General features: G+C 63.0%; 24 protein-coding genes and 1 tRNA gene. 6 read left to right on the top strand and 19 right to left on the bottom strand.

Annotated elements, in window-relative coordinates; all coding sequences use genetic code 11:
* Nucleotides 1-3: 3 nt before the first annotated feature.
* The 18 genes from nuoL to rpsO form a co-directional block, all read right to left on the bottom strand.
* Nucleotides 4-2,043: an NADH-quinone oxidoreductase subunit L gene (gene nuoL, locus AC57B5_RS26215; RefSeq protein WP_012206968.1), complete on the bottom strand. Its 2,040-nt coding sequence runs from the start codon at nucleotides 2,041-2,043 to the stop codon at nucleotides 4-6.
* A 29-nt stretch (nucleotides 2,044-2,072) separates the two neighbouring features.
* Nucleotides 2,073-2,381, bottom strand: coding sequence for an NADH-quinone oxidoreductase subunit NuoK (nuoK, locus tag AC57B5_RS26210; protein ID WP_012206969.1), 309 nt, complete (start codon nucleotides 2,379-2,381; stop codon nucleotides 2,073-2,075).
* The gene (locus AC57B5_RS26205) at nucleotides 2,378-3,046 is read right to left on the bottom strand and encodes an NADH-quinone oxidoreductase subunit J (RefSeq protein ID WP_012206970.1); all 669 of its coding nucleotides are present in this window, start codon (nucleotides 3,044-3,046) and stop codon (nucleotides 2,378-2,380) included. The genes nuoK and AC57B5_RS26205 overlap by 4 nt, the downstream gene beginning before the upstream one ends.
* A 34-nt stretch (nucleotides 3,047-3,080) precedes the next feature.
* Nucleotides 3,081-3,590, bottom strand: a complete 510-nt coding sequence (gene nuoI, locus AC57B5_RS26200) for an NADH-quinone oxidoreductase subunit NuoI (RefSeq protein WP_012206971.1) — start codon at nucleotides 3,588-3,590, stop codon at nucleotides 3,081-3,083.
* A gap of 11 nt (nucleotides 3,591-3,601) precedes the next feature.
* Complete coding sequence (gene nuoH, locus AC57B5_RS26195) at nucleotides 3,602-4,678, bottom strand: NADH-quinone oxidoreductase subunit NuoH (RefSeq protein ID WP_013801064.1); 1,077 nt, start codon at nucleotides 4,676-4,678, stop codon at nucleotides 3,602-3,604.
* Complete coding sequence (gene nuoG, locus AC57B5_RS26190) at nucleotides 4,675-6,798, bottom strand: NADH-quinone oxidoreductase subunit NuoG (RefSeq protein ID WP_013801063.1); 2,124 nt, start codon at nucleotides 6,796-6,798, stop codon at nucleotides 4,675-4,677. Before nuoG ends, nuoH begins: the two co-directional genes overlap by 4 nt.
* 15 nt (nucleotides 6,799-6,813) lie before the next feature.
* Nucleotides 6,814-8,172, bottom strand: a complete 1,359-nt coding sequence (gene nuoF, locus AC57B5_RS26185; RefSeq protein WP_034396578.1) for an NADH-quinone oxidoreductase subunit NuoF — start codon at nucleotides 8,170-8,172, stop codon at nucleotides 6,814-6,816.
* Nucleotides 8,169-8,660, bottom strand: coding sequence for an NADH-quinone oxidoreductase subunit NuoE (nuoE, locus tag AC57B5_RS26180; RefSeq protein ID WP_012206975.1), 492 nt, complete (start codon nucleotides 8,658-8,660; stop codon nucleotides 8,169-8,171). Before nuoE ends, nuoF begins: the two co-directional genes overlap by 4 nt.
* Nucleotides 8,657-9,910 (bottom strand): NADH-quinone oxidoreductase subunit D, encoded by a 1,254-nt coding sequence (locus AC57B5_RS26175; protein ID WP_013801061.1) that lies wholly within the window; start codon nucleotides 9,908-9,910, stop codon nucleotides 8,657-8,659. The genes nuoE and AC57B5_RS26175 overlap by 4 nt, the downstream gene beginning before the upstream one ends.
* A 32-nt stretch (nucleotides 9,911-9,942) precedes the next feature.
* Nucleotides 9,943-10,551, bottom strand: a complete 609-nt coding sequence (locus tag AC57B5_RS26170; RefSeq protein WP_043783660.1) for an NADH-quinone oxidoreductase subunit C — start codon at nucleotides 10,549-10,551, stop codon at nucleotides 9,943-9,945.
* A gap of 10 nt (nucleotides 10,552-10,561) precedes the next feature.
* The gene (locus AC57B5_RS26165) at nucleotides 10,562-11,041 is read right to left on the bottom strand and encodes a NuoB/complex I 20 kDa subunit family protein (RefSeq protein ID WP_012206978.1); all 480 of its coding nucleotides are present in this window, start codon (nucleotides 11,039-11,041) and stop codon (nucleotides 10,562-10,564) included.
* Nucleotides 11,042-11,064: 23 nt separating this feature from the next.
* Entirely contained in the window at nucleotides 11,065-11,424 is a 360-nt protein-coding gene (locus AC57B5_RS26160) for an NADH-quinone oxidoreductase subunit A (protein WP_012206979.1), read from the bottom strand.
* Between the two features lie 73 nt (nucleotides 11,425-11,497).
* Nucleotides 11,498-11,582: transfer RNA gene (locus AC57B5_RS26155), tRNA-Leu, on the bottom strand.
* 117 nt (nucleotides 11,583-11,699) lie between these two features.
* A complete protein-coding gene (gene secG, locus AC57B5_RS26150) occupies nucleotides 11,700-12,092 on the bottom strand; it encodes a preprotein translocase subunit SecG (protein ID WP_496400611.1) in 393 nt (130 codons plus the stop codon).
* Between the two features lie 59 nt (nucleotides 12,093-12,151).
* Nucleotides 12,152-12,898: a triose-phosphate isomerase gene (gene tpiA / locus AC57B5_RS26145; RefSeq protein WP_013801060.1), complete on the bottom strand. Its 747-nt coding sequence runs from the start codon at nucleotides 12,896-12,898 to the stop codon at nucleotides 12,152-12,154.
* A gap of 2 nt (nucleotides 12,899-12,900) precedes the next feature.
* Nucleotides 12,901-13,902, bottom strand: a complete 1,002-nt coding sequence (locus tag AC57B5_RS26140; RefSeq protein WP_012206982.1) for an NAD(P)H-quinone oxidoreductase — start codon at nucleotides 13,900-13,902, stop codon at nucleotides 12,901-12,903.
* Nucleotides 13,903-14,021: 119 nt separating this feature from the next.
* Nucleotides 14,022-16,283: a polyribonucleotide nucleotidyltransferase gene (gene pnp, locus AC57B5_RS26135; protein WP_043819231.1), complete on the bottom strand. Its 2,262-nt coding sequence runs from the start codon at nucleotides 16,281-16,283 to the stop codon at nucleotides 14,022-14,024.
* 207 nt (nucleotides 16,284-16,490) lie between these two features.
* Nucleotides 16,491-16,757, bottom strand: coding sequence for a 30S ribosomal protein S15 (rpsO, locus tag AC57B5_RS26130; protein ID WP_012206984.1), 267 nt, complete (start codon nucleotides 16,755-16,757; stop codon nucleotides 16,491-16,493).
* Nucleotides 16,758-17,556: 799 nt separating this feature from the next.
* Here rpsO and AC57B5_RS26125 point away from each other — a divergent pair.
* Genes AC57B5_RS26125 through AC57B5_RS26100 form a run of 6 tightly spaced genes read left to right on the top strand, consistent with a single transcriptional unit; the run spans nucleotide 17,557 to nucleotide 23,210 of the window.
* Nucleotides 17,557-18,120, top strand: coding sequence for a GspH/FimT family pseudopilin (locus AC57B5_RS26125; protein WP_199959912.1), 564 nt, complete (start codon nucleotides 17,557-17,559; stop codon nucleotides 18,118-18,120).
* Nucleotides 18,111-18,731: a type IV pilus modification protein PilV gene (gene pilV / locus AC57B5_RS26120; protein WP_199959914.1), complete on the top strand. Its 621-nt coding sequence runs from the start codon at nucleotides 18,111-18,113 to the stop codon at nucleotides 18,729-18,731. Before AC57B5_RS26125 ends, pilV begins: the two co-directional genes overlap by 10 nt.
* A complete protein-coding gene (locus AC57B5_RS26115) occupies nucleotides 18,728-19,603 on the top strand; it encodes a PilW family protein (protein ID WP_496400610.1) in 876 nt (291 codons plus the stop codon). Before pilV ends, AC57B5_RS26115 begins: the two co-directional genes overlap by 4 nt.
* Nucleotides 19,600-20,364, top strand: coding sequence for a pilus assembly PilX family protein (locus AC57B5_RS26110; protein WP_199959915.1), 765 nt, complete (start codon nucleotides 19,600-19,602; stop codon nucleotides 20,362-20,364). The genes AC57B5_RS26115 and AC57B5_RS26110 overlap by 4 nt, the downstream gene beginning before the upstream one ends.
* 15 nt (nucleotides 20,365-20,379) lie before the next feature.
* Nucleotides 20,380-22,776 (top strand): pilus assembly protein, encoded by a 2,397-nt coding sequence (locus tag AC57B5_RS26105; RefSeq protein ID WP_496400609.1) that lies wholly within the window; start codon nucleotides 20,380-20,382, stop codon nucleotides 22,774-22,776.
* Nucleotides 22,777-22,784: 8 nt separating this feature from the next.
* Complete coding sequence (locus AC57B5_RS26100) at nucleotides 22,785-23,210, top strand: type IV pilin protein (RefSeq protein ID WP_496400878.1); 426 nt, start codon at nucleotides 22,785-22,787, stop codon at nucleotides 23,208-23,210.
* 20 nt (nucleotides 23,211-23,230) lie between these two features.
* Here the strand turns inward: AC57B5_RS26100 and ribD are convergent, their stop codons facing one another.
* Nucleotides 23,231-24,340, bottom strand: a complete 1,110-nt coding sequence (gene ribD, locus AC57B5_RS26095) for a bifunctional diaminohydroxyphosphoribosylaminopyrimidine deaminase/5-amino-6-(5-phosphoribosylamino)uracil reductase RibD (protein WP_496400877.1) — start codon at nucleotides 24,338-24,340, stop codon at nucleotides 23,231-23,233.
* Nucleotides 24,341-24,414 lie beyond the last annotated feature (74 nt).

Raw genomic sequence — 24,414 nt, 5'->3', positions numbered from 1 at the left:
CTACTACTTGTTGAGCCACACGAAATACGTCATGAGAGCGAACACGCCCAGCAGCATGACCAACGCGTAGTGATAGAGATAGCCCGACTGCAGCTTGCGCACCCACTGGCCGATGCGGCCGATGAGCTTCCACGAACCGTTGACGATGGCGCCATCGATGATGGCCTGGTCGCCGACCTTCCAGAAGAAGCTGCCGAAGGCGCGAGCACCACGGGCGAAGATGTTTTCGTAGACCCAGTCCACGCCGTACTTGCCTTCCAGTGCCTGGTAGACACCGATCTTCTGCATGGCCGACTTGATGGCCGCAGGAACTTCGGGCTTGACCATGTAGAACAGGTAGGAGACGACGACGCCTGCCAGTGCCAGCCAGAACGGCGCGGCCGTGAAGCCGTGCAGTGCCATGGGCACCCAGCCGTGGATCTTCTCGGCCAGTTCGGCCATGGCGCCGTGCTTTGCGCCATCGACGTGGATCACGCCCTTGAAGAAGTCACCGAACAGCATGGGCATCAGCGCGATGGCACCGATCACCACCGAGGGGATGGCCAGCAGCATCAGCGGACCGGTCACGACCAGGGGCGACTCGTGCGGCTTGGCATCGTGGCCATGGCCGTGGTGGTCATCGTGACCGTGGTGGTCATCGTGGTGCGCGTCCGGGTTCTGGTCGTAGCGCTCCTTGCCGTGGAAGACGATGAAGTACAGGCGGAAGGAGTAGAAGGCCGTGATGAACACGCCGGCCAGCACCGCGAAGTTCGCGAAGCCTGCGCCCGGCAGGTTCGTGGCGTGCACGGCTTCGATGATGGCGTCCTTCGAGTAGAAGCCCGAGAAGAACGGCGTACCGATCAGCGCCAGGTTGCCCAGCAGGAAGGTGATCCAGGTGATGGGCATGTACTTGCGCACGCCACCCATCCAGCGGATGTCCTGGTTGTGGTGCATGCCCATGATCACCGAACCGGCGCCAAGGAACAGCAGGGCCTTGAAGAAGGCGTGGGTCATCAGGTGGAACACGGCCACCGAGTAGGCGGAGGCGCCAAGGGCCACGGTCATGTAGCCCAGCTGCGACAGCGTGGAGTACGCGATCACCCGCTTGATGTCGTTCTGGATGATGCCCAGCACGCCCATGAACAGCGCCGTGATGGAGCCGATCACCAGGATGAAGCTCAGTGCCGTGTCCGACAGCTCGTACAGCGGCGACATGCGCGAGACCATGAAGATACCGGCCGTCACCATGGTGGCGGCGTGGATCAGTGCCGAGATGGGGGTCGGGCCTTCCATCGAATCGGGCAGCCAGGCGTGCAGCGGGAACTGTGCCGACTTGCCCATGGCGCCGATGAACAGGCAGATGGCCGTCACCGTCACCAGCAGCCAGCCGGTGCCCGGCAGCAGGGTGTTCTGGATCTCGGGCAGCTTGGCGAAGATTTCGCCGTAGTTCATGGTGCCGGTGTAGGCAGCGATCAGGCCGATGCCCAGGATGAAGCCGAAGTCACCCACACGGTTGACCAGGAAGGCCTTCATGTTGGCGAAGATGGCCGTGGGCTTGTTGTAGTAGAAGCCGATCAGCAGATAGGACACCAGGCCGACGGCTTCCCAGCCGAAGAACAGCTGCAGCAGGTTGTTGCTCATGACGAGCATCAACATGGAGAAGGTGAACAGCGAGATGTAGGAGAAGAAACGGTTGTAGCCGTCATCTTCCTGCATGTAGCCGATGGTGTAGATGTGCACCATCAGCGACACGAAGGTCACCACGCACATCATCATGGCCGTGATGCTGTCGATCAGGAAACCGACCTCCATCTTCAGGCCGCCGATTTCCATCCAGGTGTAGATGGACTGGTCGAAACGCGCGCCGTCGAAGATCACGCTGTTGAACGTGATGGCCGACAGGATGAAGGCGATCAGCACGCCCGCGATGGTGAGGGTATGGCTGCCGCCGCGACCGATCTTGTTGCCGCCGAAGGCCGTGCCCCAGATGCCCGCGAGCACGGAGCCCGCCAGCGGTGCCAGCGGCACCGCCAGGAGCATGGATGCAGAGAGTGTTTGACTCATTCTTAAGAACCTTGCAAGTTACGGCGGACTCAACCCTTGAGGGAGTTGAGATCTTCCGCATTGATGCTGGTCTTGTTGCGGAACAGAAGCACCAGGATCGCCAGACCGATGGCCGACTCGGCGGCTGCCACTGTCAGGATGAAGAACACGAACACCTGGCCGTGCATGTCACCCAGATAGCTGGAGAACGCCACGAAGTTGGTGTTGACGGCCAGGAGCATCAGCTCGATGGCCATCAGCAGCACGATCAGGTTCTTGCGGTTCAGAAAAATGCCAACGACGGAGAGCGCGAACAGCATGGCGCCCAGCGTCAAATAATGGCCCAAAGTCAACGTCATGCTTTTGTCTCCACGGCGGGGGTTGCCTCGGCGGCCGGTGCCTGCGGCGCCTGGGTGACCGGCACCTTGACCAGCTCGAGGCGATCCTTTGCGCGCACGCGGATCTGCTGGGCCGGGTTCACTGCCTTGCTGTCCTTGCGCTTGCGCAGGGTCAGGGCGATGGCGGCAATCATGGCCACCAGCAGGATCACGGCAGCGATCTCGACGGGGTACAGGTATTCGGTGTACAGCAGCTTGCCCAGGGCCTGGGTGTTGGAGTACTGCACGGTCTGGCCGGCAGCGTTGACCGTGGCCGCAATGGCCTTGGGCTCCTCGACGCCGCTGAAGCCGCCCATCAGCACCATGCCCATTTCAAAGGCAATCAGTGCGCCGATCAGGGCAGCGAAGGGGAAATGCTTCCAGAACCCCTGGCGCACGGCGTCGATGCGGATGTCCAGCATCATCACCACGAACAGGAACAGCACCATCACGGCACCCAGGTAGACCAGCACCAGGGTCACGCCCAGGAACTCGGCCTTGAGCAGGAGCCAGATGCCGGCAGCCTGCGAGAAGGCCAGGATCAGGTTGAGCACGGCATGCACGGGGTTGCGCGCCGTGACGACCCGGAAGGCTGCAAACAGCAGCACGACCGAGAACAGATAGAAGAAACCAGTTTTGGCGTCCATGGATCGAATCTTTTCAAGTGATCAAGGAGCCGCTTCAGCGGTACTTGGCGTCCGCAGCCTTGGCGGCGGCAATCTCGGGTTCGTAGCGATCGCCAACGGCCAGCAGCATGTCCTTGGTGAAGTACAGGTCGCCGCGCTTTTCTCCGTGGTATTCGAAGATATGCGTCTCGACGATCGAGTCCACTGGGCAGCTTTCCTCGCAGAAGCCGCAGAAGATGCACTTGGTCAGGTCGATGTCGTAGCGCGTGGTGCGGCGCGAGCCGTCGTCACGCACATCGGACTCGATGGTGATGGCCATGGCCGGGCACACCGCCTCGCACAGCTTGCAGGCAATGCAGCGCTCTTCGCCGTTGTCATAACGGCGCAGGGCGTGCAGTCCGCGAAAACGCGGCGACAGGGGTGTCTTTTCCTCGGGGAACTGCACCGTGACCTTGCGGCGGAAGGTGTAGCGGCCAGTCAGGGCCATGCCCTTGGCCAGTTCCCAGAGCATGAAGCTCTTGAGGAAATCTTTGATCGAAAATGGGGTAGCAGCAACCGCAGACATTCTTGCTCCGCTCAGTTCCAGATGTTCCAAGGCGAGTGCATCCAGCCACCCACGACGACCAGCCACACCAGGGTGACGGGAATGAAGATCTTCCAGCCCAGACGCATGATCTGGTCATAGCGAAAGCGCGGGAAGGTGGCACGGATCCAGATGAACATGGACACGACCAGGAAAGTCTTCGCCGCCAGCCAGATCCATCCTGGGATGAACGACAGGAAGTCGAACGGAGGCAGCCAGCCGCCCAGGAACATCACCACGGCCAGGATGGACACCAGCCACATGCTGGCGTATTCGGCCAGGAAGAAGATGGCAAAGCCCATGCCCGAGTACTCGACCATGTGGCCGGCCACGATTTCGGCTTCGCCTTCGACCACGTCGAAGGGGTGGCGGTTGGTCTCGGCCACGGCCGAGATCAGGTAGACCACGAAGATCGGCAGCAGCGGCAGCCAGTTCCACGACAGGACGCTGACACCCATGCTGGCGAATTGGCCCTGGCCCTGGCTCAGCACGATCTGCGTCAGATTCATGCTGCCCGTGACCATGATGACCACCAGGAAGCAGAAGCCCAGCGCGATTTCATAGCTGACCATCTGTGCCGAGGCGCGCAGCGCACCCAGGAAGGCGTACTTGGAGTTGGAGGCCCAGCCCGCAATGATCACGCCATAGACTTCGATGGACGTGATGGCCATGATCAGCAGCAGGCCGGCATTGACGTTGGCCAGGGCCACGTCGGGACCGAAGGGGATCGCCACCCATGCCGCCAGGGCGGGCATGATGGCCATCACCGGGCCCACGTAGAACAGGCCCTTGGCAGCAGCCGTGGGCTGGATCAGTTCCTTGGTCAGCAGCTTCAGGCCGTCGGCCAGAGGCTGCAGCAGGCCGAAGGGACCCACGCGGTTGGGACCCATGCGAACCTGCATGAAGCCCAGCAGCTTGCGCTCCCACAGCGTCAGGTAGGCCACGGCGCCCATCAGCGGGGCGACGATGGCAACGATGCCCAGCAGGATCCAGAGCACGGGCCAGGCCACGTCGGTCCACCAGGGTGCGGCGATCAGGCCGGCACCGGCCGTCTTGAGTGCGTCAATCATGCGGCGCCTCCCTCACGAGCCTGACGTGCATCTGCCGTCAGTTGCAGCGATGTCGCGCGGCGCACGATGCTGTCGAGCTGATAAATGCTGGCCACCACGGGCGCGGCATGGCCGGCACCGTTGGCGATGGAATTCACGGCAGGCGCACCGTTGCCCAGCAGGTTGGCCGGCACGCTGGTGGCAGCGGCCGTGGCGGCTGCGAGCACGTCCTGCGACGTCTCGTAGTCCACGCCCTGCACGCCCAGCAGGTTGGCCAGCACGCGCAGCACCTTCCAGCCCGGACGGGCTTCGGCCAGCGGCTTGACCACGGCGTGGAAGCTCTGCAGGCGGCCTTCGGCGTTGACGAAGCTGCCCGAGGTTTCCGTGAACGGGGCGATGGGCAGCAGCACGTCGCTGAATTCCATGTTGGCCTTGAAGGGGCTCAGGGTCACGACCATCTCGGCCTTGCCCAGTGCCTCCGCGGCGCGGGCGCCGGCAGCGGAGTCGAACACGGGTTCGTTGTTCAGCAGCAGCACGGCCTTGAGGCCGCCGGCCAGCATCTGGCCTGCGTTCAGGCCCGAGGCGGCAGGCTGTGCGCCCACCCACTGTGCGCCCACCGTGTTGGCGGCTTCGGTCAGGTAGCCGACCGAGGCGCCGGTCTGCTCGGCAATCCAGTTGGCCAGCGACAGCAGGGTCGATGCCTGTGCGTGGTGCGCAGCGGCATTGCCCAGCAAGATGGCCTTGCGCTCGCCGCGCAGCAGCGCGGCGGCGATGGCCTGGGCCTCGGCATGCACGTCGGCGGCGGCCACGGGAGCGGCAACGCCCTTTTCCTGCGCCACGGCGGCGGCCACATCGGCCAGCGCCTGGGCCCAGTCCGGGGCAGCCACGATGGACGCCGTCACCGGCATGGCCCAGTCGTAGACACGCTCATTGATGGCGAGCACGGCGCAGCCCTGCTTGGCAGCCTGGCGGATGCGCTGCGCGAACAGCGGATGGTCCTTGCGCAGGTTGGAGCCCAGCACGAGGACGCCTTGCAGCTTGGACAGCGACGCGATGGGCGTGCCCAGCCACTGCACGCCCTGGGCGGCGGTGAACTCGGCATTGCGCAGGCGGTAGTCGATGTTCTCGCTGCCCAGGCCACGCACCAGCTTGCCTGCCAGGTACAGCTCTTCCAGCGTGCTGTGCGGGCTGACCAGCGAACCGATGGCGGAGGCGCCATGGTCGTTCTTGATCTGGCGCAGGCCATTGGCCACGTATTCGAGGGCGGTCTGCCAATCGACTTCCTTCCACTCGCCGCCTTGCTTGAGCATGGGGCGGGTCAGGCGTTCGTCGCTGTTCAGGGCTTCGTAGGAGAAGCGATCGCGGTCGGCGATCCAGCACTCGTTGACCTCTTCGTTCTCGAAGGGCACTACGCGCAGAACCTTGTGGTTCTTGACCTGGACGATGAGGTTGGCACCCGTGGAATCATGGGGCGAGACCGACTTGCGGCGCGACAGCTCCCAGGTGCGGGCGCTGTAGCGGAAGGGCTTGCTGGTCAACGCGCCCACGGGGCAGATGTCGATCATGTTGCCCGACAGCTCGGAGTCCACCGTATCGCCCACCACCGTGGTGATCTCGGAGTGCTCGCCGCGGTTGATCATGCCCAGCTCCATCACGCCGGACACTTCCTGTCCGAAGCGCACGCAGCGGGTGCAGTGGATGCAGCGGCTCATCTCCTGCATGGAGATCAGCGGGCCCACGTCCTTGTGGAAGACCACGCGTTTTTCTTCCTCGTAGCGCGAGGCGGAGCTGCCGTAGCCCACGGCCAGATCCTGCAGCTGGCATTCGCCGCCCTGGTCGCAGATCGGGCAGTCCAGCGGGTGATTGATGAGCAGGAACTCCATCACCGATTGCTGTGCCTTGATCGCCTTCTCGCTCTTGGTGCGCACGATCATGCCCTGCGTCACGGGCGTGGCGCAGGCGGGCATGGGCTTGGGGGCTTTTTCCACATCCACCAGGCACATGCGGCAGTTGGCGGCGATGGAAAGTTTCTTGTGATAGCAGAAATGCGGGATGTAGGTGCCTGCCTTCTCGGCTGCATGCATGACCATGCAGCCTTCGGCGACCTCCACCTTTTTTCCGTCCAGTTCAATTTCAACCATATGCTTTTCTCGCGATCAGGCGGCGTGGACCGTCTGCTTGGAAGCGTTCTGGATCTTCGCTTCAAACTCGTGGCGGAAGTGCTTGATCATGGCGCGCACCGGCATCGCTGCCGCATCGCCCAGCGCACAGATCGTGCGCCCCATGATGTTCACGGACACCGAGTCCAACAGCTCGATGTCTTCAGGACGGCCTTCGCCGTGCTCGATTCGGTTGACCACGCGCCACAGCCAGCCCGTGCCTTCGCGGCAGGGAGTGCACTGGCCGCAGGACTCGTGCTGGTAGAAGTAGGACAGGCGCAGCAGGCTCTCGACCATGTCGCGCGAGTCGTCCATCACGATCACGGCGCCCGAGCCCAGCATGGAGCCGGCCTTGGCGATGGAATCGTAGTCCATCGTGCATTCCATGATGATGTCAGCCGGCAGCACGGGCGAGGACGATCCACCGGGGATCACCGCCTTGAGCTTGCGGCCCGTGCGCACGCCACCGGCCAGCTCCAGCAGCTTGCTGAAGGGCGTGCCCAGCGGCACTTCGTAGTTGCCGGGCAGGTTCACGTCGCCGCTGACCGAGAAGATCTTGGTGCCGCCGTTGTTGGGCTTGCCGCACTCCAGGTACGCAGCGCCGCCGTTGCGGATGATCCAGGGAACGGCCGCAAAGGTTTCGGTGTTGTTGATGGTGGTGGGCTTGCCGTACAGGCCGAAGCTGGCCGGGAACGGCGGCTTGAAGCGCGGCTGGCCCTTCTTGCCTTCCAGCGACTCCAGCAGCGCTGTCTCTTCGCCGCAGATGTAGGCGCCGAAGCCATGGTGCGCGTGCAGCTGGAAGCTGAAGCTGCTGCCCATGATGTTGTCACCCAGGTAGCCGGCGGCACGGGCTTCTTCCAGCGCAGCCTCGAAGCGCTCATAGGCCTCGAAGATTTCGCCGTGGATGTAGTTGTAGCCCAGGGAGATGCCCATCGCGTAGGCGGCGATGATCATGCCCTCGATCACGATGTGCGGGTTGTGCACCAGGATGTCGCGGTCCTTGCAGGTGCCAGGCTCGCCTTCGTCCGAGTTGCAGACCAGGTGCTTCTGGCCCGGGAACTGGCGGGGCATGAAGCTCCACTTCAGGCCCGTGGGGAAACCTGCGCCGCCGCGGCCGCGCAGGCCCGATTCCTTGACGGTGGCGATCACCTGGTCCTGGGTCAGGCCTTCGCTGCCATCCTTGCCCAGGATCTTGCGCAGCGCCTGATAGCCGCCGCGTGCCTCGTAGTCCTTGATGGACCAGTTGGCGCCGGTCAGGTCGGCGTAGATCTGCGGATTGATGTGGCGGTCGTGAAAGCAGGTCTCGCTGCCCGAAGAGGCAAACTTGGCCAGGACCGATTGTGCGGCGGCGTTCATGCCTTGCCCTCCGCGGCGCGCAGGCCGTCGATCAATTCGTCGAGCTTCTCGTTGCTCATGAAGCTGCACATGCAGCGGTCGTTCACCAGCATCACCGGCGAATCCGCACAGGCGCCCAGGCACTCGGACTGCTGCAGCGTGAACATGCCGTCAGGCGTGGTCTCGCCCATCTTGATGCCCAGGCGGGATTCCAGATGGTGCAGCGCCTTGTAGCCGTCGCGCAGCTGGCAAGGCAGGTTGGTGCAGACGTTCAGCTTGTACGTGCCCGTGGGGCGCTGGTTGTACATGTTGTAGAACGTGGTGACTTCATGCACCGCGATCTCGGCCATGCCCAGGAACTCGGCAATCACGGCCTCGCTCTCGGCGCTGACCCAGCCCTGCTCCTGCTGCACGATGGACAGGCAGGCCATCACGGCAGACTGCTTCTGGTCGGCCGGGTACTTGGCCACCTCGCGCGCAAAGCGCTCCTTGGTCGCTTCGGTAATCATCGGTCAACGTCTCCAAACACGATGTCCAGGGTACTCAGCACCATCACGGCGTCGGCCAGCATGTGGCCTCGGCACATTTCGTCCATGGCGGACAGATTGGCGAATCCCGGCGGACGGATCTTCAGGCGGTAGGGCTTGTTGGCCCCATCGCTCACGATGTAGATGCCGAACTCCCCCTTGGGGTGTTCGATGGCCGCGTAAGCCTCGCCTTCGGGCACGCGGAAACCTTCGGTGAAGAGCTTGAAGTGGTGGATCAGCTCTTCCATGTTGGACTTCATGCCTTCGCGCGGCGGCGGGGCAATCTTGTGGTTGTCCACGATCACCGGGCCCGGGTTGGCACGCAGCCAGTCCACGCACTGCTTGATGATGCGGTTGGACTGGCGCATTTCGGCCACGCGCACCAGGTAGCGGTCGTAGCAGTCGCCGGTCTTGCCCACAGGCACGTCGAAGTCCATGCGGTCATAGACCTCATAGGGCTGCGACTTGCGCATGTCCCAGGCCACGCCGGAGGCACGCAGCATGGGGCCGGTCAGGCCCAGGTTCATGGCGCGCTCGGCCGTCACCACGCCGATGTCCACGTTGCGCTGCTTCCAGATGCGGTTGTCGGTCAGCAGGGTCTCGTACTCGTCCGCGCACTTGGGGAAGCGCTGCGTGAAGTCGTCGATGAAGTCCAGCAACGAGCCGTGGCGGTTGCGGTTCATGATCTCGACCGAGCGCGCATTGCGCACCTTGCTGGCCTTGTACTGAGGCATGGTGTCGGGCAGGTCGCGGTAGACGCCGCCCGGACGGAAATAGGCCGCGTGCATGCGAGCGCCCGAAACCGCCTCGTACATGTCCATGAGGTCTTCGCGCTCACGGAAGGTGTAGATCAGCGTCGTGGAGCTGCCCGCATCGTTGCCGCTGGAGCCCAGCCACATCAGGTGATTCATGATGCGGGTGATCTCCGAATACATCACGCGGATGTACTGGGCGCGGATGGGCACCTCGATGCCCAGCAGCTTCTCGATGGCCAGGCAGTAGGCATGCTCGTTGCACATCATGGACACGTAGTCCAGCCGGTCCATATAGGGCAGCGACTGGATGTAGGTCTTGCTCTCTGCCAGTTTTTCTGTCGCACGGTGCAGCAGACCGATGTGCGGGTCTGCGCGCTGCACCACTTCACCGTCGAGCTCCAGCACCAGGCGCAGCACGCCGTGCGCTGCCGGGTGCTGCGGACCAAAGTTCAGGGAATAGTTCTTGATTTCAGCCATGGTCGTCCATCAAAAAGGCGCCTGGAGCGCCTTCAGTGCAGGCCCCCGTAGTTGTCTTCGCGGATGATCCGCGGCGTGATCTCGCGGGGCTCGATGGTGACCGGCTGGTACACCACGCGCTGTTGCTCGGGGTCATAGCGCATTTCCACATGGCCCGACAGCGGGAAGTCCTTGCGGAAGGGATGGCCGATGAAGCCGTAGTCGGTCAGGATGCGGCGCAGGTCGTCATGGCCGTCGAAGACGATACCGAACAGGTCGAACGCCTCGCGCTCGAACCAGTTCGCACCCGCCCAGACGGAAGTGACGGAAGCCACCACCGGGAAATCGTCGTCGGTGCAAAAGACACGAACGCGCAGGCGCTGGTTCAGGCTGATCGACAGCAGGTGGGATACCACGGCAAAGCGCGGGCCTTCACGCCCGACTTCTGCATAGGTGGAGTAGTCCACGCCGCACAGGTCCACCAGGACCTCGAACCGGCAATCCGGGGCGGTGTGCAGAACCTGCATGGCCTCCAGATACTGGGCGGCGGACACTTCGACCGTCACCTCGCCCAGGGCCACGGTCACGCTGCGCGCCTTGTCGCCCAAGGCAGCAGCCACCACATCCCGAAGCACTTCGGGGTGAATCGCAATAGCAGTCATCATCTAGCCCTTAGACGCGAGCGATGGTATGGGTGCGGCGGATCTTCTGCTGCAGCTGGATGATGCCGTAGATCAGGGCTTCCGCCGTGGGGGGGCAGCCAGGCACATAGACATCGACCGGCACGATGCGGTCACAGCCGCGCACCACGGAATAGCTGTAGTGGTAGTAGCCGCCGCCGTTGGCGCACGAGCCCATGGAGATGACCCAGCGGGGCTCGGACATCTGGTCATAGACCTTGCGCATGGCGGGCGCCATCTTGTTGCACAGGGTGCCGGCCACAATCATCAGGTCCGACTGCCGCGGGCTGGCACGGAAGACTTCCGAGCCAAAGCGACCGATGTCGTAACGCGCCGCCGCAGCGTGCATCATCTCCACCGCGCAGCAGGCCAGACCAAATGTCATGGGCCACAGCGAGCCCGTCTTGGCCCAGTTCACCACAGAGTCGTAACTCGTGGTGATGAAGCCTTCTTTCATCACGCCTTCGATCATCGTGTTTCCTTAGTGAACCCGCTTCAGTCCCAGTCCAACGCACCCTTCTTCCATTCGTAGACAAAGCCCACGACGAGAACGGTCAGGAAAATAAGGACAGCGGCGAAACCAGCCCCACCCACGTCCCGAAGCGCAACGGCCCAGGGCAGCAGAAAGGCGATTTCCAAATCAAACAGGATGAACAGGATGGCGACGAGGTAGTAGCGCACATCGAACTTCATGCGCGCGTCTTCGAAGGCCTCGAAGCCACATTCATAGGGGGAGTTCTTGGCGGCATCGGGCCGGTTCGGACCCAGCACATACCCCAGTACCAGGGGGACTACGCCGACACCCATGCCGACGAGAATGAACAAAAGAACGGGAAGATACTGGTCGATGTTCATCGTGTGCGGCTACCTTGAAAGGCATGCCCGCACCGATCAGCCTGATCAGCAGGGCAGGCTCTTAGTTATATCTTGGTGCCGTCGGCGAGACTCGAACTCGCACAGCTTTCGCCACTACCCCCTCAAGATAGCGTGTCTACCAATTTCACCACGACGGCAAGTCTTGATTTCGGCTGGCTCTTTATCTCCGTTGCAAAGATTCCGCCTACCGAACAATCTCTAGATTCTACTCTGAAAAACCCTCGGACCCAGAGGACCGAGGACTTTGTTCGAAATTATTTCGTGGGGATCTGGGCAGCGCCTTCAGCACTGGCAGCAGGCGCCTGGCCTGCAGCAGGAGCAGGCACTTCGCCAGCAGCGCCAGAGGCCGCAGGAGCCGGAGCCGTGATGGGTGCGGCACCTTCCAGCACGCTGCCCGAGCTGACGGGACGCGCATTGCTCAGATAGGCCAGCGCCAGTGTTGCCACGAAGAACACCGTGGCCAGGCCTGCCGTGGAGCGCGACAGGAAGTTGGCGCTGCCCGAGGCACCGAACAGGCTGCCGGAGCTGCCGCTGCCGAACGAGGCGCCCATGTCGGCACCCTTGCCGTGTTGAATCAGGATCAGGCCGATCATGCCGAGAGCCGACAGCATCTGAACGGCGAGGATCACGCTTGCGAATGCATTCATTGGTTGTACCTGCTAGTAACGCGAGAGCTAAAAAAAGCGAATGGAAAAACCGCCCCGGCTTACTGGGCCGCAGCGATGATGGTCAAGAAATCGGCCGCCTTGAGCGAGGCTCCGCCCACCAAGCCACCATCAATGTCGGCCTGGGCCAGCAGCTGGGCTGCATTGGAGGCATTCATGCTGCCGCCGTACAGCAAGGCGATGCGATCGGCCTGCTGGCTGGCAGCCGCCAGCTGGGCGCGCAGCACGGCATGCACCTGCTGGGCCTGCTCCGGCGTGGCGGTCCTGCCGGTGCCAATGGCCCAGACGGGCTCATAGGCCACGACCAGCTCATTGATGCACTGGCCCACCTGGTGGATCACGGCCGCCAGTTGGCGCTTGACCACTTCTTCGGTCTGCCCCGCCTCGCGCTCCGCCAGCGTTTCACCCACACAGACGATGGGCGTGACGCCCTTGGCCAGCGCAGCCTGCGCCTTCAGCGCCACCACGGCATCGGTTTCGCCATGGTATTGGCGACGTTCCGAGTGCCCCACCAGCGTATAGCGCACGCCAAAATCCCGAAGCATTGCCGCCGACAGCTCGCCCGTATAGGCACCCGATTCATGCTGCGACACGTCCTGCGCGGCCACACCGATGGCCGAGCCTTCAAGCTCGGCCTGGGCCTGGGCCAGATAGACGGCGGGCACGGCCACAGCCACGCCCGCATTACCCCCCTCGGGCAGACCCTCCTTGAGGGCCTTGAGCAAAACGGCATTGGCAGCCAGGCTGCCATTCATCTTCCAGTTGCCGACGATGAGTTTCTTCTTCATGGTTACCACGTCAAAACGATTTTGCCGGTGTGCTGACTCGACTCCATCAGCGCGTGCGCCTTGTCGGCATCAGCGGCAGCAAAGGTGCTATGGATCACAGGACGAATGCCGCCTGCCTCGATGAGCGGCCAGACCTCGCGGCGCAGGGCCTGGGCGATGGCTGCCTTGAAAGCCACAGGCCGCGGACGCAGTGTGGAGCCCGTCACCAGCAGACGGCGACGCAGGACCAGGCCCGCGTCGAACTCTGCCTTGATGCCACCCTGCACCGCAATGATGACCAGGCGGCCATCCTCTGCCAGGCTTTGCACTTCGCGCGCCACATAGCCACCCGCCACCATATCCAGGATCACGTCCACGCCCCTGCCTTCGGTGATGCGCTGCACCTCCGCGGCAAAGTCCTGGGTACGGTAGTTGATGGCATGGTCGGCACCCAGCTTGAGGCAGTCGGCGCACTTGGCATCGGAGCCAGCGGTCACGATGACCGTGGCGCCGCGCGCCTTGGCCAGCTGGATGGCCGTCACGCCGATGCCGCTGCTGCCACCCTGCACCAGCAGGGTTTCACCTGCCTGCAAGGCACCGCGGTCGAACACATTGCTCCAGACGGTGAAGAAGGTCTCGGGCAATGCCGAAGCCTCCACCTCGCTGAGCCCTGCCGGGATGGGCAGGCACTGGGCCACGGGCGCAACGCAGTACTCCGCATAGCCACCACCGGCCAGCAGCGCGCACACGCGGTCTCCCACGCGCAGGCCTGCCAGCCGCATGGCTTCGTCGTCGCCCGACACGATCACCCCAGCCACTTCCAGCCCGGGCAGGTCGGAGGCGCCAGGCGGCGGAGCATAGTGCCCCTTGCGCTGCAACACATCAGGGCGATTGACACCACTGGCCGACACCTGGATCAGCAACTCCTGCGCACCCGCAACGGGCAGCGGACGCTCGCCCAGGCGCAATACCTCGGGAGCACCAAAGTCCGTGAGTTCCACGGCACGCATGATTTGCTTTTCCATCTTTCGACCTCGCAATCCCTGTCAAAAATGCCACAAGCGCTGAACAGGTCAGCGCTTTTTGCCAGTCACCACATGCACCTGCAAGGCCACCCCCTTTTGGGCAATGGCCTTGCCGGGCATTACTGCTGCTGTTGCTGTTGCTGCTCGCCCTCGGCAGCCGGACGGCCGCCGTCACGGGGCTCGCGGGGTTCACGCGGCTCGCGGAACTCGCGCTGCTGGCGGGGCTCACGCGGCTGGCGGAACTCACGCTCGGCAGGCGCGGGGCGCTCGCTGCGCTCCATGCCGGCAGGACGCTCGGTCAGCGCCTTCAGCGACAGCTTGACACGACCCTTTTCGTCGGTCTCCATGACCTTGACCTTGATGATCTGGCCTTCCTGCAGGTAGTCGGCGACGCGCTCCACGCGCTCGTGGGCAATCTGGCTGATGTGCAGCAGACCGTCCTTGCCGGGCAGCAGGTTCACGAGAGCACCGAAGTCCAGGATCTTGGTGACCGGGCCTTCGTAGATCTTGCCGATTTCGACTTCGGCCGTGATCTCTTCGATGCGGCGCTTGGCTTCGTCAGCCTTGGCGGCATCGCTGGAGGCGATGGTGATGGTGCCGTCTTCGCCGATGTCGATCTGCGTGCCGGTCTCTTCGGTCAGCGCACGGATGGTGGAGCCGCCCTTGCCGATCACGTCACGGATCTTCTCGGGGTTGATCTTCATCGTGTACAGCTTGGGAGCGAAGGACGAGATCTCGGCCTTGGCTTCGCCCATGGCTTCCTGCATCTTGCCCAGGATGTGCATGCGCGCTTCCTTGGCCTGGGCCAGGGCGACCTGCATGATTTCCTTGGTGATGCCCTGGATCTTGATGTCCATCTGCAGTGCGGTGATGCCGCTGGTCGTGCCAGCCACCTTGAAGTCCATGTCGCCCAGGTGATCTTCGTCACCCAGGATGTCGGTCAGCACGGCGAAGCGGTTGTCTTCCTTGATCAGGCCCATGGCGATGCCGGCCACGTGGGCCTTCATCGGAACGCCTGCATCCATCATCGACAGGCAGCCGCCGCAGACCGAAGCCATGGACGAGGAGCCGTTGGACTCGGTGATTTCCGACACCACGCGGATGGTGTAGGGGAATTCTTCCTTGCTGGGCAGGCAGGCCGCCAGGGCGCGCTTTGCCAGGCGGCCGTGGCCGATTTCGCGGCGCTTGGTCGAGCCCATGCGGCCCACTTCGCCGGTGGCAAAGGGAGGCATGTTGTAGTGGAACAGGAAGCGGTCCTCGAACTCGCCAGCCAGCGCGTCGATGCGCTGCGCGTCGCGCTCGGTGCCCAGCGTGGACACGACCAGGGCCTGCGTCTCGCCGCGCGTGAACAGGGCCGAGCCGTGCGTGCGGGGCAGCACGGAGTTGCGGATTTCGATGGGGCGCACGGTGCGCGTGTCACGGCCGTCGATGCGCGGCTCGCCGGCCAGGATCTGGCTGCGAACGATGCGTGCCTCGATGTCGAACAGCATGCCTTCGACCTTGACGCCGTCGAACTCCACGCCCTGGGCCGTCAGGCCGGCCTTCACGGCGGCGTAGGCTTCGCGGCAGGCTTGCGTGCGGCTTTGCTTGTTGCGGATCTGGTAGGCCGTGCGCAGGGCTTCGTCACCCAGTGCAGCCACCTTGGCGATCAGCTCTTCATCCTTGGCGGGAGCGACCCAGTCCCAGACGGGCTTGCCGGCTTCGCGCACCAGCTCATGGATGGCGTCGATGGCGATGCGGCCTTGCTCGTGGCCAAAGACCACAGCGCCCAGCATCACGTCTTCAGGCAGTTGCTGCGCTTCGGACTCCACCATCAGCACGGCGGCTTCGGTGCCGGCCACGACCAGATCCATCTGCGAATCCTTGCGCTGGGTCTGGCCGGGGTTGAGCACGTACTCGCCATTGATGTAACCCACGCGGGCAGCACCGATGGGGCCATTGAAGGGGATGCCCGACACGGACAGAGCAGCCGAGGTGGCGATCAGGGCGGCGATGTCGGCATCGACTTCGGGGTTCAGCGACACGGTGTGGATGACCACGTGCACGTCGTTGTAGAAACCTTCGGGGAACAGCGGGCGGATCGGGCGGTCGATCAGGCGGCTGGTCAGGGTTTCGAGTTCGCTGGGCTTGGCTTCGCGCTTGAAGAAGCTGCCGGGGATCTTGCCTGCGGCGTAGGTCTTCTCGATGTAATCGACGGTCAGCGGGAAGAAGTCCTGGCCGGACTTGGCCTGCTTGGACGCCACCACGGTGGCCAGCACCACGGTGTCATCGATGTTGACCAGCACGGCGCCGGAAGCCTGGCGGGCGATCTCTCCGGTTTCCATGGTGACCGTGTGCTGGCCCCACTGGAAGGTCTTGGTGACTTTGTTGAAGATGGACATTGTTGCTCCTTTGGAATGGGTGGCCCGATGCACTCATCGGGCCATGATGGAGAGCAATTCAGAACACGATGCCATTCCAGTGCTGGATTCACTGCTATCAAATCAGCAGCACTGGAATGACACAGCTTCGCTCTGTCTTGCATTCTCCGAAGTAAAAAACGCCTGAGCTAGACAGGCTAACTCAGGCGTTTTGATCTCCCACCGTGCTTACTTGCGCAGGCCCAGCTTGGCGATCAGTGCGGTGTAGCGATCAGCGTCCTTGGACTTGAGGTAGTCCAGCAGCTTGCGACGACGGCTCACCATGCGCAGCAGGCCGCGACGACCGTGGTGGTCCTTGGCGTGTTGCTTGAAGTGAGGGGTCAGCTCGTTGATGCGTGCGGTCAGCAGAGCCACTTGCACTTCTGGGCTGCCAGTATCGTTGGCAGAGCGTGCGTTGGACTTGACGACTTCAGCCTTCACGGAAGATGCGATCATTTTTTTCCTTTGAAATTGGCCCCTCACAGACAAAAGCAGGGAGGCAGCCTTGGTTACTTGCGCCGGGACTGGAAAGGCCCCGACGTGCGTCTTGCACCATGCAAAACCCTGGGATTATAACAAGCGCGCCCTGTCCAGCTTCCACACATGCTTTGTGGCCCCACACCGCGCCGGCCGACAGCCCGCCCAGAATGCCGCGAAACCTGCAGACATTCATAGATCACGGGAGGGCAACACCATGGCGACGCGTTTTTCATTCACTGCTGCAACCTGGCGCGCACATCGGCAGCAATGCACCCTGCTCTGCCTGGTCGCGGCCCTATGCCTGGCCCTACCGGCCCAGGCGAGCCCTCACCGCTCCGACACATCGGCTGCGCAAGGCGCCAAGCGCAAAAAAGGTGGACAGCGAGTCCGTACTCCAACCCAGCGCAGCAGTTCCGAGGAATCGCCCGAACAACGCGACAAGCGGCTGTACCGCGAATGCCAGGGCCGGCACAACGCCGGGGCATGCGCCGGATATACCCGGCCGCCACCCGGCAGACAGCAGCGCTGAGCGTTCCCCCAACAAAAACAGTCCTACCCCGGAGTCCAATAGTGCAAAGCCAACAACTCCTTGTCACCATTGGATTTTTTGACGCATCGTCATGCCGGATGACCCTACACAAACGGCACGACTCCTAATTGTTGAGGACAGAAACAGATTTGTCCGAAAGACATGCACGAAGAACCCCAATAGATTGAGCAGCGCGCAAAAACAACCAGCGCTTCGCAAGCAGATCGTGGGGGAGGGATTCAAGACATGTCATCGACCTGGCCTCAGGCCCACCCGGGCGCAAAAGGCTTCACGGCCATCGAGCTGATGGTGGTCGTCGCCATCCTCGCCGTGCTCACCACGCTGGCCACACCCAGCTTCCACCTCATCATCGAGCGATGGCGTGTTCGCCAGACCGTCGAGGGCCTGCAGTCGACGCTGCAATACGCGCGCTCCGAAGCCGTGCGGCGCGGGGGCGGCGTCTTCATCCAGAAACTACCCCAAGGCACCAACGGCTGCACTCTGGCTGCACGTCACGCGGACTGGGGCTGTGGCTGGGTGGTGTTCGTTGACCGCAATGGCAACAAGCGCTGGGATCCCCGGGAAGAACTACAGCGCTTCGACACTCCCGCACGCACCCTTGTCATCCGCTCCAGATCCGCCGCCATCATCAGTGTGGACCGGTGGGGGCAAATGGGTGGATTCACTGCCATGGGCTTCGCCGTCGCCCCGTCTTCCGCCGGCCTCGTCTCTGCTGCAGCGAAAGGCGTCTGCGTTTCGTCCGGCGGACGTATCCGGGTGGTCGGCCGGGAGGGCATTCCATGCGCCTGACAAGCACCCACGCTCGGCACGCCAAAGGCTTCACCCTGATCGAAACCCTGGTTGCCACCGTCGTCACGGCCCTGGGTGTTCTGGGAATCCTGAGCCTGCAGATGCGCACCCTGGCCGACACCCAAAGCGGCGTGCGCCGCGCTCAGGCCATCCGGCTGATCGAAGACTTCAGCGAGCGCACCCACGCCAACCCCAATTCCCTCGGACAGATGGGCAACTACGAATCCGATTGGGATCACCCCCCTGAATCCACCGCCGACTGCAGCGCCACACCATGCGACCCGGAAACGCTGGCCAGCTACAACCTCGCGCTGTGGAAGGCTTCCGTGCACCAACTGCTGCCAGGCGGAGCCGCCAAGGTCTTCCCTGCAGCAGACGACACCAGCAACGGACGCCACCTGGGCATCGTGATCAGCTGGCGTGAAAACGAGAAATCCAGCAAAGCCGGCTACAAAAAACCCATCGGACTCCATAGCGATGGCACACACGGCGACGAAGCCATGGCCTGCCCCACCGGCAGAACCTGCCACCTGCAATACATAGCGCTCAGCGCTCGTTGCGCGCCATATCTTGCCAACAACGCAGTCCAGTTCTTCTGCGCAAGCCCATGAAGCACACCCACATCGCCGCCGCAACGCTGGTGCAGCCTGGTCAACGGGGCCTGAGCCTGGTCGAACTGCTGGTGGGCCTTCTCCTGGGACTGTTGATCATCGGCGTGGCCCTGGGCGCACTCATGGCATCACGCGCCGTCTCCGGCACCGTCAGCGATGCCAGCCAGCTGCAGCAGCAGGCATCCCACATCTTCCGCGTCATGGGCCGGCAGATCCGGCAGGCAGGATCTCTTCGGCTGCTTCTCTCGTCTGCAAAAAAGGGAACAGACACCGTTGACGTGGCGGACCCCGTTGCATTCGAGGCGAGCGCACAAGATTTCGACCCTGCGCACGACACCATCCTGGGCCTTGATGCGCCAGGCCGCGCTCAATACAAGCTCACCGTGGGCTACAGCAACTACACGCAACCGCTGCACGGCTCGGCCATCGAAACCTCACTGCAGCGCAATTGCCTGGGCCAGACCAACAGCAACAACCTGATCCTGAGCCGCTTTGCGCTGGACGCCCGCAAAAACACCCTGCGCTGCACCGGAGCACCCTCTGCGGGAGCCCAGCCACTGGCCCAGAACGTTGCCAACTTCCAGGTGCGCTATCTGATCCAGTCGCCGAAAGGTGATGCACGCCTGCAGTACGTCAACGCAGCCGCCGTGGGCCAGGACTGGTCACGCGTCGTTGCCGCGGAGGTCTGTCTGGTGCTTTTCGGGATCGAAGTCATCAACATGCCCGCCGACAGCCGCTACACCGATTGCGCAAGCAGTGACGGCACAGCCGAATCCATCGACATGACCACGCTGCCGGCGCCCAGGACCCGGCGCCTGCACATGGTCTTTCGCAGCGTGTATCAGTTGCGCAGCCAGGGGATGACTGGATGACCGCCAAAGCAGCAGGCATGCGGCATGCCCACACCTGTGCCGCGCAGCGCCAGAAAGGCGTCGCACTGTTCATCGTGATCACCCTGGTCATGCTTTCCATGCTGCTGGCACTTTGGGCATCGCGCAGCGCCCTGTTCAACGAAATGTTCGTGGGCAACGATGCCGACTACCAACGCGCCCTCGAAGCTGCACAGGCATTGCTGCAGGATGCCGAACTGGACATTCGAGGCGAACAGGCCAACGGCGCCGCCTGCATCGCCAACAGCAGCCGTCCATCCGTCTGCCGCAACGCTGCAACCATCACCCAGTTTCCCCAGGAAACCCAGCAGGTAGGTCTGCTGCTGGCCAACCTGAACCGAGCCACCCCCACAAGCTGCCGAGACGCCCTGTGCACCAAGCGCACAGGGCCTCAGGACTTCTGGAACAACGTGGACGAGACCAAAGGGATCACGCTGAGCCAGATGACCGCCACCGATGTAGCCGCGCGCTACGGCCAGTTCACGGGCGCCATTTCTGGAGGCAAGAGCAATCCCATCCTGGCAACCCGTGAGACAGGAAAGGGGGGTTGGTACTGGATAGAGATCCTGCCCTATGACGCCAACGCAGGGAACTCAGGCCTCATCGCCAACGACTCTCCACGTCTGGCCCTATACATGCAGCCGCAGGTGATCTATCGCATCACAGCCATCGCTCACGGCCGCAAGAACGGCACCCAGGTGGTGCTGCAACAGACCTATGCGCGCCAGAAGCGCCGCGACTGATTCAGAACGTCTGACATGCCTTATCTCCTCCACCCTGGGCTCCGACCCCTCCTGCTGCCAGCCGTGATTGCCGCAGTCCTGGCCGCGCAAAACAGCCAGGCCCAAAGTTTCTCTGAGGCAGGCACGCCAGTTTCCCCGGCTCAGAGAGAAGACAACGAATTTGCCACGCCCATTGAAGACTGCCCGACAGGCCAGACAGCCGATACCAAGGGCCGCAGCAGCTCCGCCACTTCCAACAGCAGCGTGATTGCACAGGCAGGCGTGGACATATTCACGGCCCGCTACAGTGCCAAAGCCGCCTGGAGCGGCTGGATCAACGCAGAAACGGTCCAAGCCGACGGGAGCATCACCGCAGCAGCCGGCTGGCAAGGCAAGAGTACGGCTGACCACCTGGATGCACTCAGTGATCAACAGGTACTCAATGAACGCCTGATCCTGACCTGGAGTGACAGACTGCAAAGGGGCGTGTCCTTCCAATGGCATGAGCTGGACCACCCCCAGAAGGCCTCTTTCAGCGTCGATGCCGAAGGCAGGGCAGACAAACTGGGCAAGCACAGGTTCAACTTCATACGTGGCGACCGCCGCATGGAAGCTGCGGGACAACCGCAGCGCCCTGACCCGGCCCACCCTTTTCGCCAACGCGGCTCGCGCCAGGGCGATATCGTCAACTCCCAGATCTGGCATACCGGCCGCCCCGTGGACAACTCGCCTTTGCCGGGCTACGCAGCCTATACGCTCGCCCAGCAGAAGCGCCAGCCCATGATTTACGTGGGCGGCAACGACGGCATGCTGCACGGCTTTTCTGCCACTGACGGCAGCGAGAAGATCGCCTACATCCCCCGTGGCGTGATTTCGGGGCTGGCACGCCTTTCCGACCTCGAATACGACACCCGGCATCGCTACTTCGTGGATGGCTCTGCCATGAGCGGCGACATCAACTCAGGCAGCCATGCATCCCCGCAGTGGCGCACCGTGCTGGCAGGCATGCCGGGCGCCGGTGCCAAAGGCTACTTTGTGCTGGACATCACGCACCCAGAGGCTTTCAACGAACACAGCGCCGGCACGCTGGTCCTGCTGGACCGCACCCAGACCCGCAACAGCGATCCCGGTGACTGCGCCATCTCCGCCGACCTCTGGCAGCGCACCACTTGCCAGGAAGACAAGGACCTGGGCCATATCCTTGCAGCGCCCGTACGAGACGATGCCAACCCGCAACGCAGCACCCAGATCACGCAGTTGAACAACAACCGCTGGGCTCTGGTGACAGGCAACGGCTACCACAGCATCAACCAGCGACCCGTGCTGCTGATCCAGTACCTCGATGGCAACCAGGAGCTGCTGCGCATCGTGGCCACAGGCGACATCCCCACCGGCACCACACCGGAGACCACCAACAATGGGCTCTCCGCACCACGCCTCGTGGACATCAATGGCGATGGCCGGCCCGACGTGGTCTATGCGGGCGACCTCCAGGGCAATCTGTGGAAATTCATCATCGCCAGCGATGCCTCCTCCGCTTGGGGCATGGCCTTCAACGGCCGGCCGCTGTACACCGCCATGGGTGGCAGTTCGCCAACGGCCTCTCGCGCACTGCGCCAGCCCATTACCGCCCCTTCGTCCGTACGCGCCAATGACCGGTACAGCGTCACCACAGAACCCTCGGGAAGCGATGAGCGCGTGACTGTGGGCGGCCTGCTGGTGGCATTCGGCACAGGACGCAACATCACCCAGCAGGACACTGGCAGCACGGCGGTGCAGAGCATCTATTCCATCCTCGACAGCACCCGCTACAAGCTGCTCGCGGACGGCCGGGTACAGCCTTGCACGGGTGACTCGGACTCTGAGTGCAAGCGGCCTGCAGGGGAGCGTCCAGTCCCTGTATCCGGCATCAATGAGCTGGCCAAACGCTCGGTGAGCCATCAGACGCAATGGGCCGTAGGTCATGGCACCTGGCGTGTGGACTCCACCACCGACCTCGACTGGACGCGGCACAAAGGCTGGTACGTGGACCTTCCCCTGTCAGGCGAGCGCCTGCTCAAGCCGATGAGCTTCTACGACGGCAGCAACCTCCTCGCGATCTACAGCCAGATACCCGCAAGATCCTCCAAGCGTCCTGGTGAAGCCATGAGCCGCCCCGCTGACGCCTGCAATGTGAGCGAGGAAAGCCAATTTCTGACGCTCATGAACATCATGGATGGCAAGCGGCCCAGTGTTCCATTGATGGACAGCAACGGCGACGGCGTCTACGACACGGCCGATCAGGAAGCCTCGCGCGCAACCGTCTCCGGGGGATCCCAGACATTGCTCAAAAAAGGCCATCACGCCATTGGCTACGACACCGATGGCCGCCGCAACGTCCTCGCCCGCATGCCCGAGCAATCCCTGCGCCCCAGTTGGCGCCAAATGAAATGAGCCGCACAATGCGCCGCCCTCCTCCCCCGGGCTTCACACTCATAGAACTCATGATCGTCGTGGCCGTCATAGTCATCCTCGGCACCGTCGCCGTGCCCAGCTACAACGAATACATCCGCGGAGTCCACCGTGCCGATGCCCGCGCCGGCCTGCTTCAGGCCCAGCAATGGCTGGAGCGCGCAGCCACGGCCAACGGGGTCTACCCCACCAAGCTGCCTGCAGACCTGACTTGGATCCACGATTCCAGCAAGCGCTACACCATCGACTTTTTGGCAACCAGCGGCCACGACGACGACACTTACACCCTGATCGCCACGCGCCGTGGCTCCCAGCTCAATGACCGATGCGGCGATTTCACACTGACCCATACGGGCGAGCGCGATGCACGGAACCTGGGCGCGAATACCAAAGCGATAGAGTGCTGGGGACGGTAGCTGCGACCGCGTGCGATGCCTCAGGTGGAGCCGTCCACACCAAGCCGATCCGCTCCTACCTTCCGAAGAATCACCCGCAAGTCGTCGCCCACGCTTGCGACCGACTGGAATGACATGGCCTGCGCATCGGCGAGCCTGCTCAAAGAGGGCACATCGGCCCAACCAGCCCCGCCCCACAGAAGCTTGGGGGCCAGATAGGCCAACCACTCATCCACCAGCCCTGCCTCGACAAGCGCTGCGTTGAGTCGATGACCCGCCTCGACGTGCAGTTCATTCACTTCCAGCCTCGCCAGATCGTGGATCATGGCCCGAACATCCACACGCCCCTGCCCATCAGGCATACACAGCAACTGCGCTCCACGCTCCACCAGCGCAAGCGCACGGCTTGACGCCAGATCACTGACTGCTGTGTAGATGACCACCTTGCGTTGCGCCGCAAACAAGGCTGCGTCCGGAGGTGTCTGAAGCTGGCTATCCGCCACGATGAGGGCAGGCTGCCGAAACGTTTCGACCTCCCTGACATCCAGGCGAGGGTTATCGGCAAGCACCGTGCCTATGCCCGTGAGAATCGCACAGGAGCGCGCGCGCCAGGCATGGCCATCATGTCGGGCTTCGGCAGAGGTGATCCACTGACTCTGCCCATTGCTCAATGCAGTGATGCCATCCAGAGAAGCTGCCACTTTGGCGCGCACCCAAGGCCTACCCCGAAGCATGCGGCTGAAAAATCCCAGATTCAGTTCCCACGCCTGATCTGCGCCATCACCAATCTCAACCTCGACACCTGCGGCGCGCAGCCTCTCAAAGCCCTGTCCACCCACGCGGGGATTGGGATCCATCAACGACGCCACGACCTTGCCGATGCCAGCCTCGATCAGCGCATCGCAGCAAGGCCCTGTGCGGCCATGGTGGGCGCAGGGCTCCAGGGTCACGTAGGCAGTGGCGCCCCGAAGGAAATACCCTTGCGCCTGGGCATCGCGCAAAGCCATGACTTCCGCATGTGCCTGGCCTGCGCGTTGGGTTGACCCTTGCCCCAGCAAACGGCCCTGTGCACCAACGATGACACAGCCAACCCGAGGGTTGGGGGAAGTTCTGAACAAGGCACCCGTGGCCAGTTCCAAGGCTTGCGCCATCCAGTGGGAGGACAAATTCAATCTCTTTTCAGACAGTAAGAAAGTTGCCTGAATTTACCTCCCAAAACCATGAC

It is taken from the genome of Delftia sp. BGA-UO-ETr-SB1 (assembly GCF_059567865.1).
This window is presented reverse-complemented; position numbering and strand designations above follow the sequence as displayed.

Bases quoted from the DNA above. Each gene is read 5' to 3' on its own strand.
- nuoL (WP_012206968.1), bottom strand. From the start codon at position 2,043: ATGAGTCAAACACTCTCTGCATCCATGCTCCTGGCGGTGCCGCTGGCA.
- nuoK (WP_012206969.1), bottom strand. From the start codon at position 2,381: ATGACGTTGACTTTGGGCCATTATTTGACGCTGGGCGCCATGCTGTTC.
- AC57B5_RS26205 (WP_012206970.1), bottom strand. From the start codon at position 3,046: ATGGACGCCAAAACTGGTTTCTTCTATCTGTTCTCGGTCGTGCTGCTG.
- nuoI (WP_012206971.1), bottom strand. From the start codon at position 3,590: ATGTCTGCGGTTGCTGCTACCCCATTTTCGATCAAAGATTTCCTCAAG.
- nuoH (WP_013801064.1), bottom strand. From the start codon at position 4,678: ATGATTGACGCACTCAAGACGGCCGGTGCCGGCCTGATCGCCGCACCC.
- nuoG (WP_013801063.1), bottom strand. From the start codon at position 6,798: ATGGTTGAAATTGAACTGGACGGAAAAAAGGTGGAGGTCGCCGAAGGC.
- nuoF (WP_034396578.1), bottom strand. From the start codon at position 8,172: ATGAACGCCGCCGCACAATCGGTCCTGGCCAAGTTTGCCTCTTCGGGC.
- nuoE (WP_012206975.1), bottom strand. From the start codon at position 8,660: ATGATTACCGAAGCGACCAAGGAGCGCTTTGCGCGCGAGGTGGCCAAG.
- AC57B5_RS26175 (WP_013801061.1), bottom strand. From the start codon at position 9,910: ATGGCTGAAATCAAGAACTATTCCCTGAACTTTGGTCCGCAGCACCCG.
- AC57B5_RS26170 (WP_043783660.1), bottom strand. From the start codon at position 10,551: ATGACTGCTATTGCGATTCACCCCGAAGTGCTTCGGGATGTGGTGGCT.
- AC57B5_RS26165 (WP_012206978.1), bottom strand. From the start codon at position 11,041: ATGATCGAAGGCGTGATGAAAGAAGGCTTCATCACCACGAGTTACGAC.
- AC57B5_RS26160 (WP_012206979.1), bottom strand. From the start codon at position 11,424: ATGAACATCGACCAGTATCTTCCCGTTCTTTTGTTCATTCTCGTCGGC.
- secG (WP_496400611.1), bottom strand. From the start codon at position 12,092: ATGAATGCATTCGCAAGCGTGATCCTCGCCGTTCAGATGCTGTCGGCT.
- tpiA (WP_013801060.1), bottom strand. From the start codon at position 12,898: ATGAAGAAGAAACTCATCGTCGGCAACTGGAAGATGAATGGCAGCCTG.
- AC57B5_RS26140 (WP_012206982.1), bottom strand. From the start codon at position 13,902: ATGGAAAAGCAAATCATGCGTGCCGTGGAACTCACGGACTTTGGTGCT.
- pnp (WP_043819231.1), bottom strand. From the start codon at position 16,283: ATGTCCATCTTCAACAAAGTCACCAAGACCTTCCAGTGGGGCCAGCAC.
- rpsO (WP_012206984.1), bottom strand. From the start codon at position 16,757: ATGATCGCATCTTCCGTGAAGGCTGAAGTCGTCAAGTCCAACGCACGC.
- AC57B5_RS26125 (WP_199959912.1), top strand. From the start codon at position 17,557: ATGTCATCGACCTGGCCTCAGGCCCACCCGGGCGCAAAAGGCTTCACG.
- pilV (WP_199959914.1), top strand. From the start codon at position 18,111: ATGCGCCTGACAAGCACCCACGCTCGGCACGCCAAAGGCTTCACCCTG.
- AC57B5_RS26115 (WP_496400610.1), top strand. From the start codon at position 18,728: ATGAAGCACACCCACATCGCCGCCGCAACGCTGGTGCAGCCTGGTCAA.
- AC57B5_RS26110 (WP_199959915.1), top strand. From the start codon at position 19,600: ATGACCGCCAAAGCAGCAGGCATGCGGCATGCCCACACCTGTGCCGCG.
- AC57B5_RS26105 (WP_496400609.1), top strand. From the start codon at position 20,380: ATGCCTTATCTCCTCCACCCTGGGCTCCGACCCCTCCTGCTGCCAGCC.
- AC57B5_RS26100 (WP_496400878.1), top strand. From the start codon at position 22,785: ATGCGCCGCCCTCCTCCCCCGGGCTTCACACTCATAGAACTCATGATC.
- ribD (WP_496400877.1), bottom strand. From the start codon at position 24,340: ATGGCGCAAGCCTTGGAACTGGCCACGGGTGCCTTGTTCAGAACTTCC.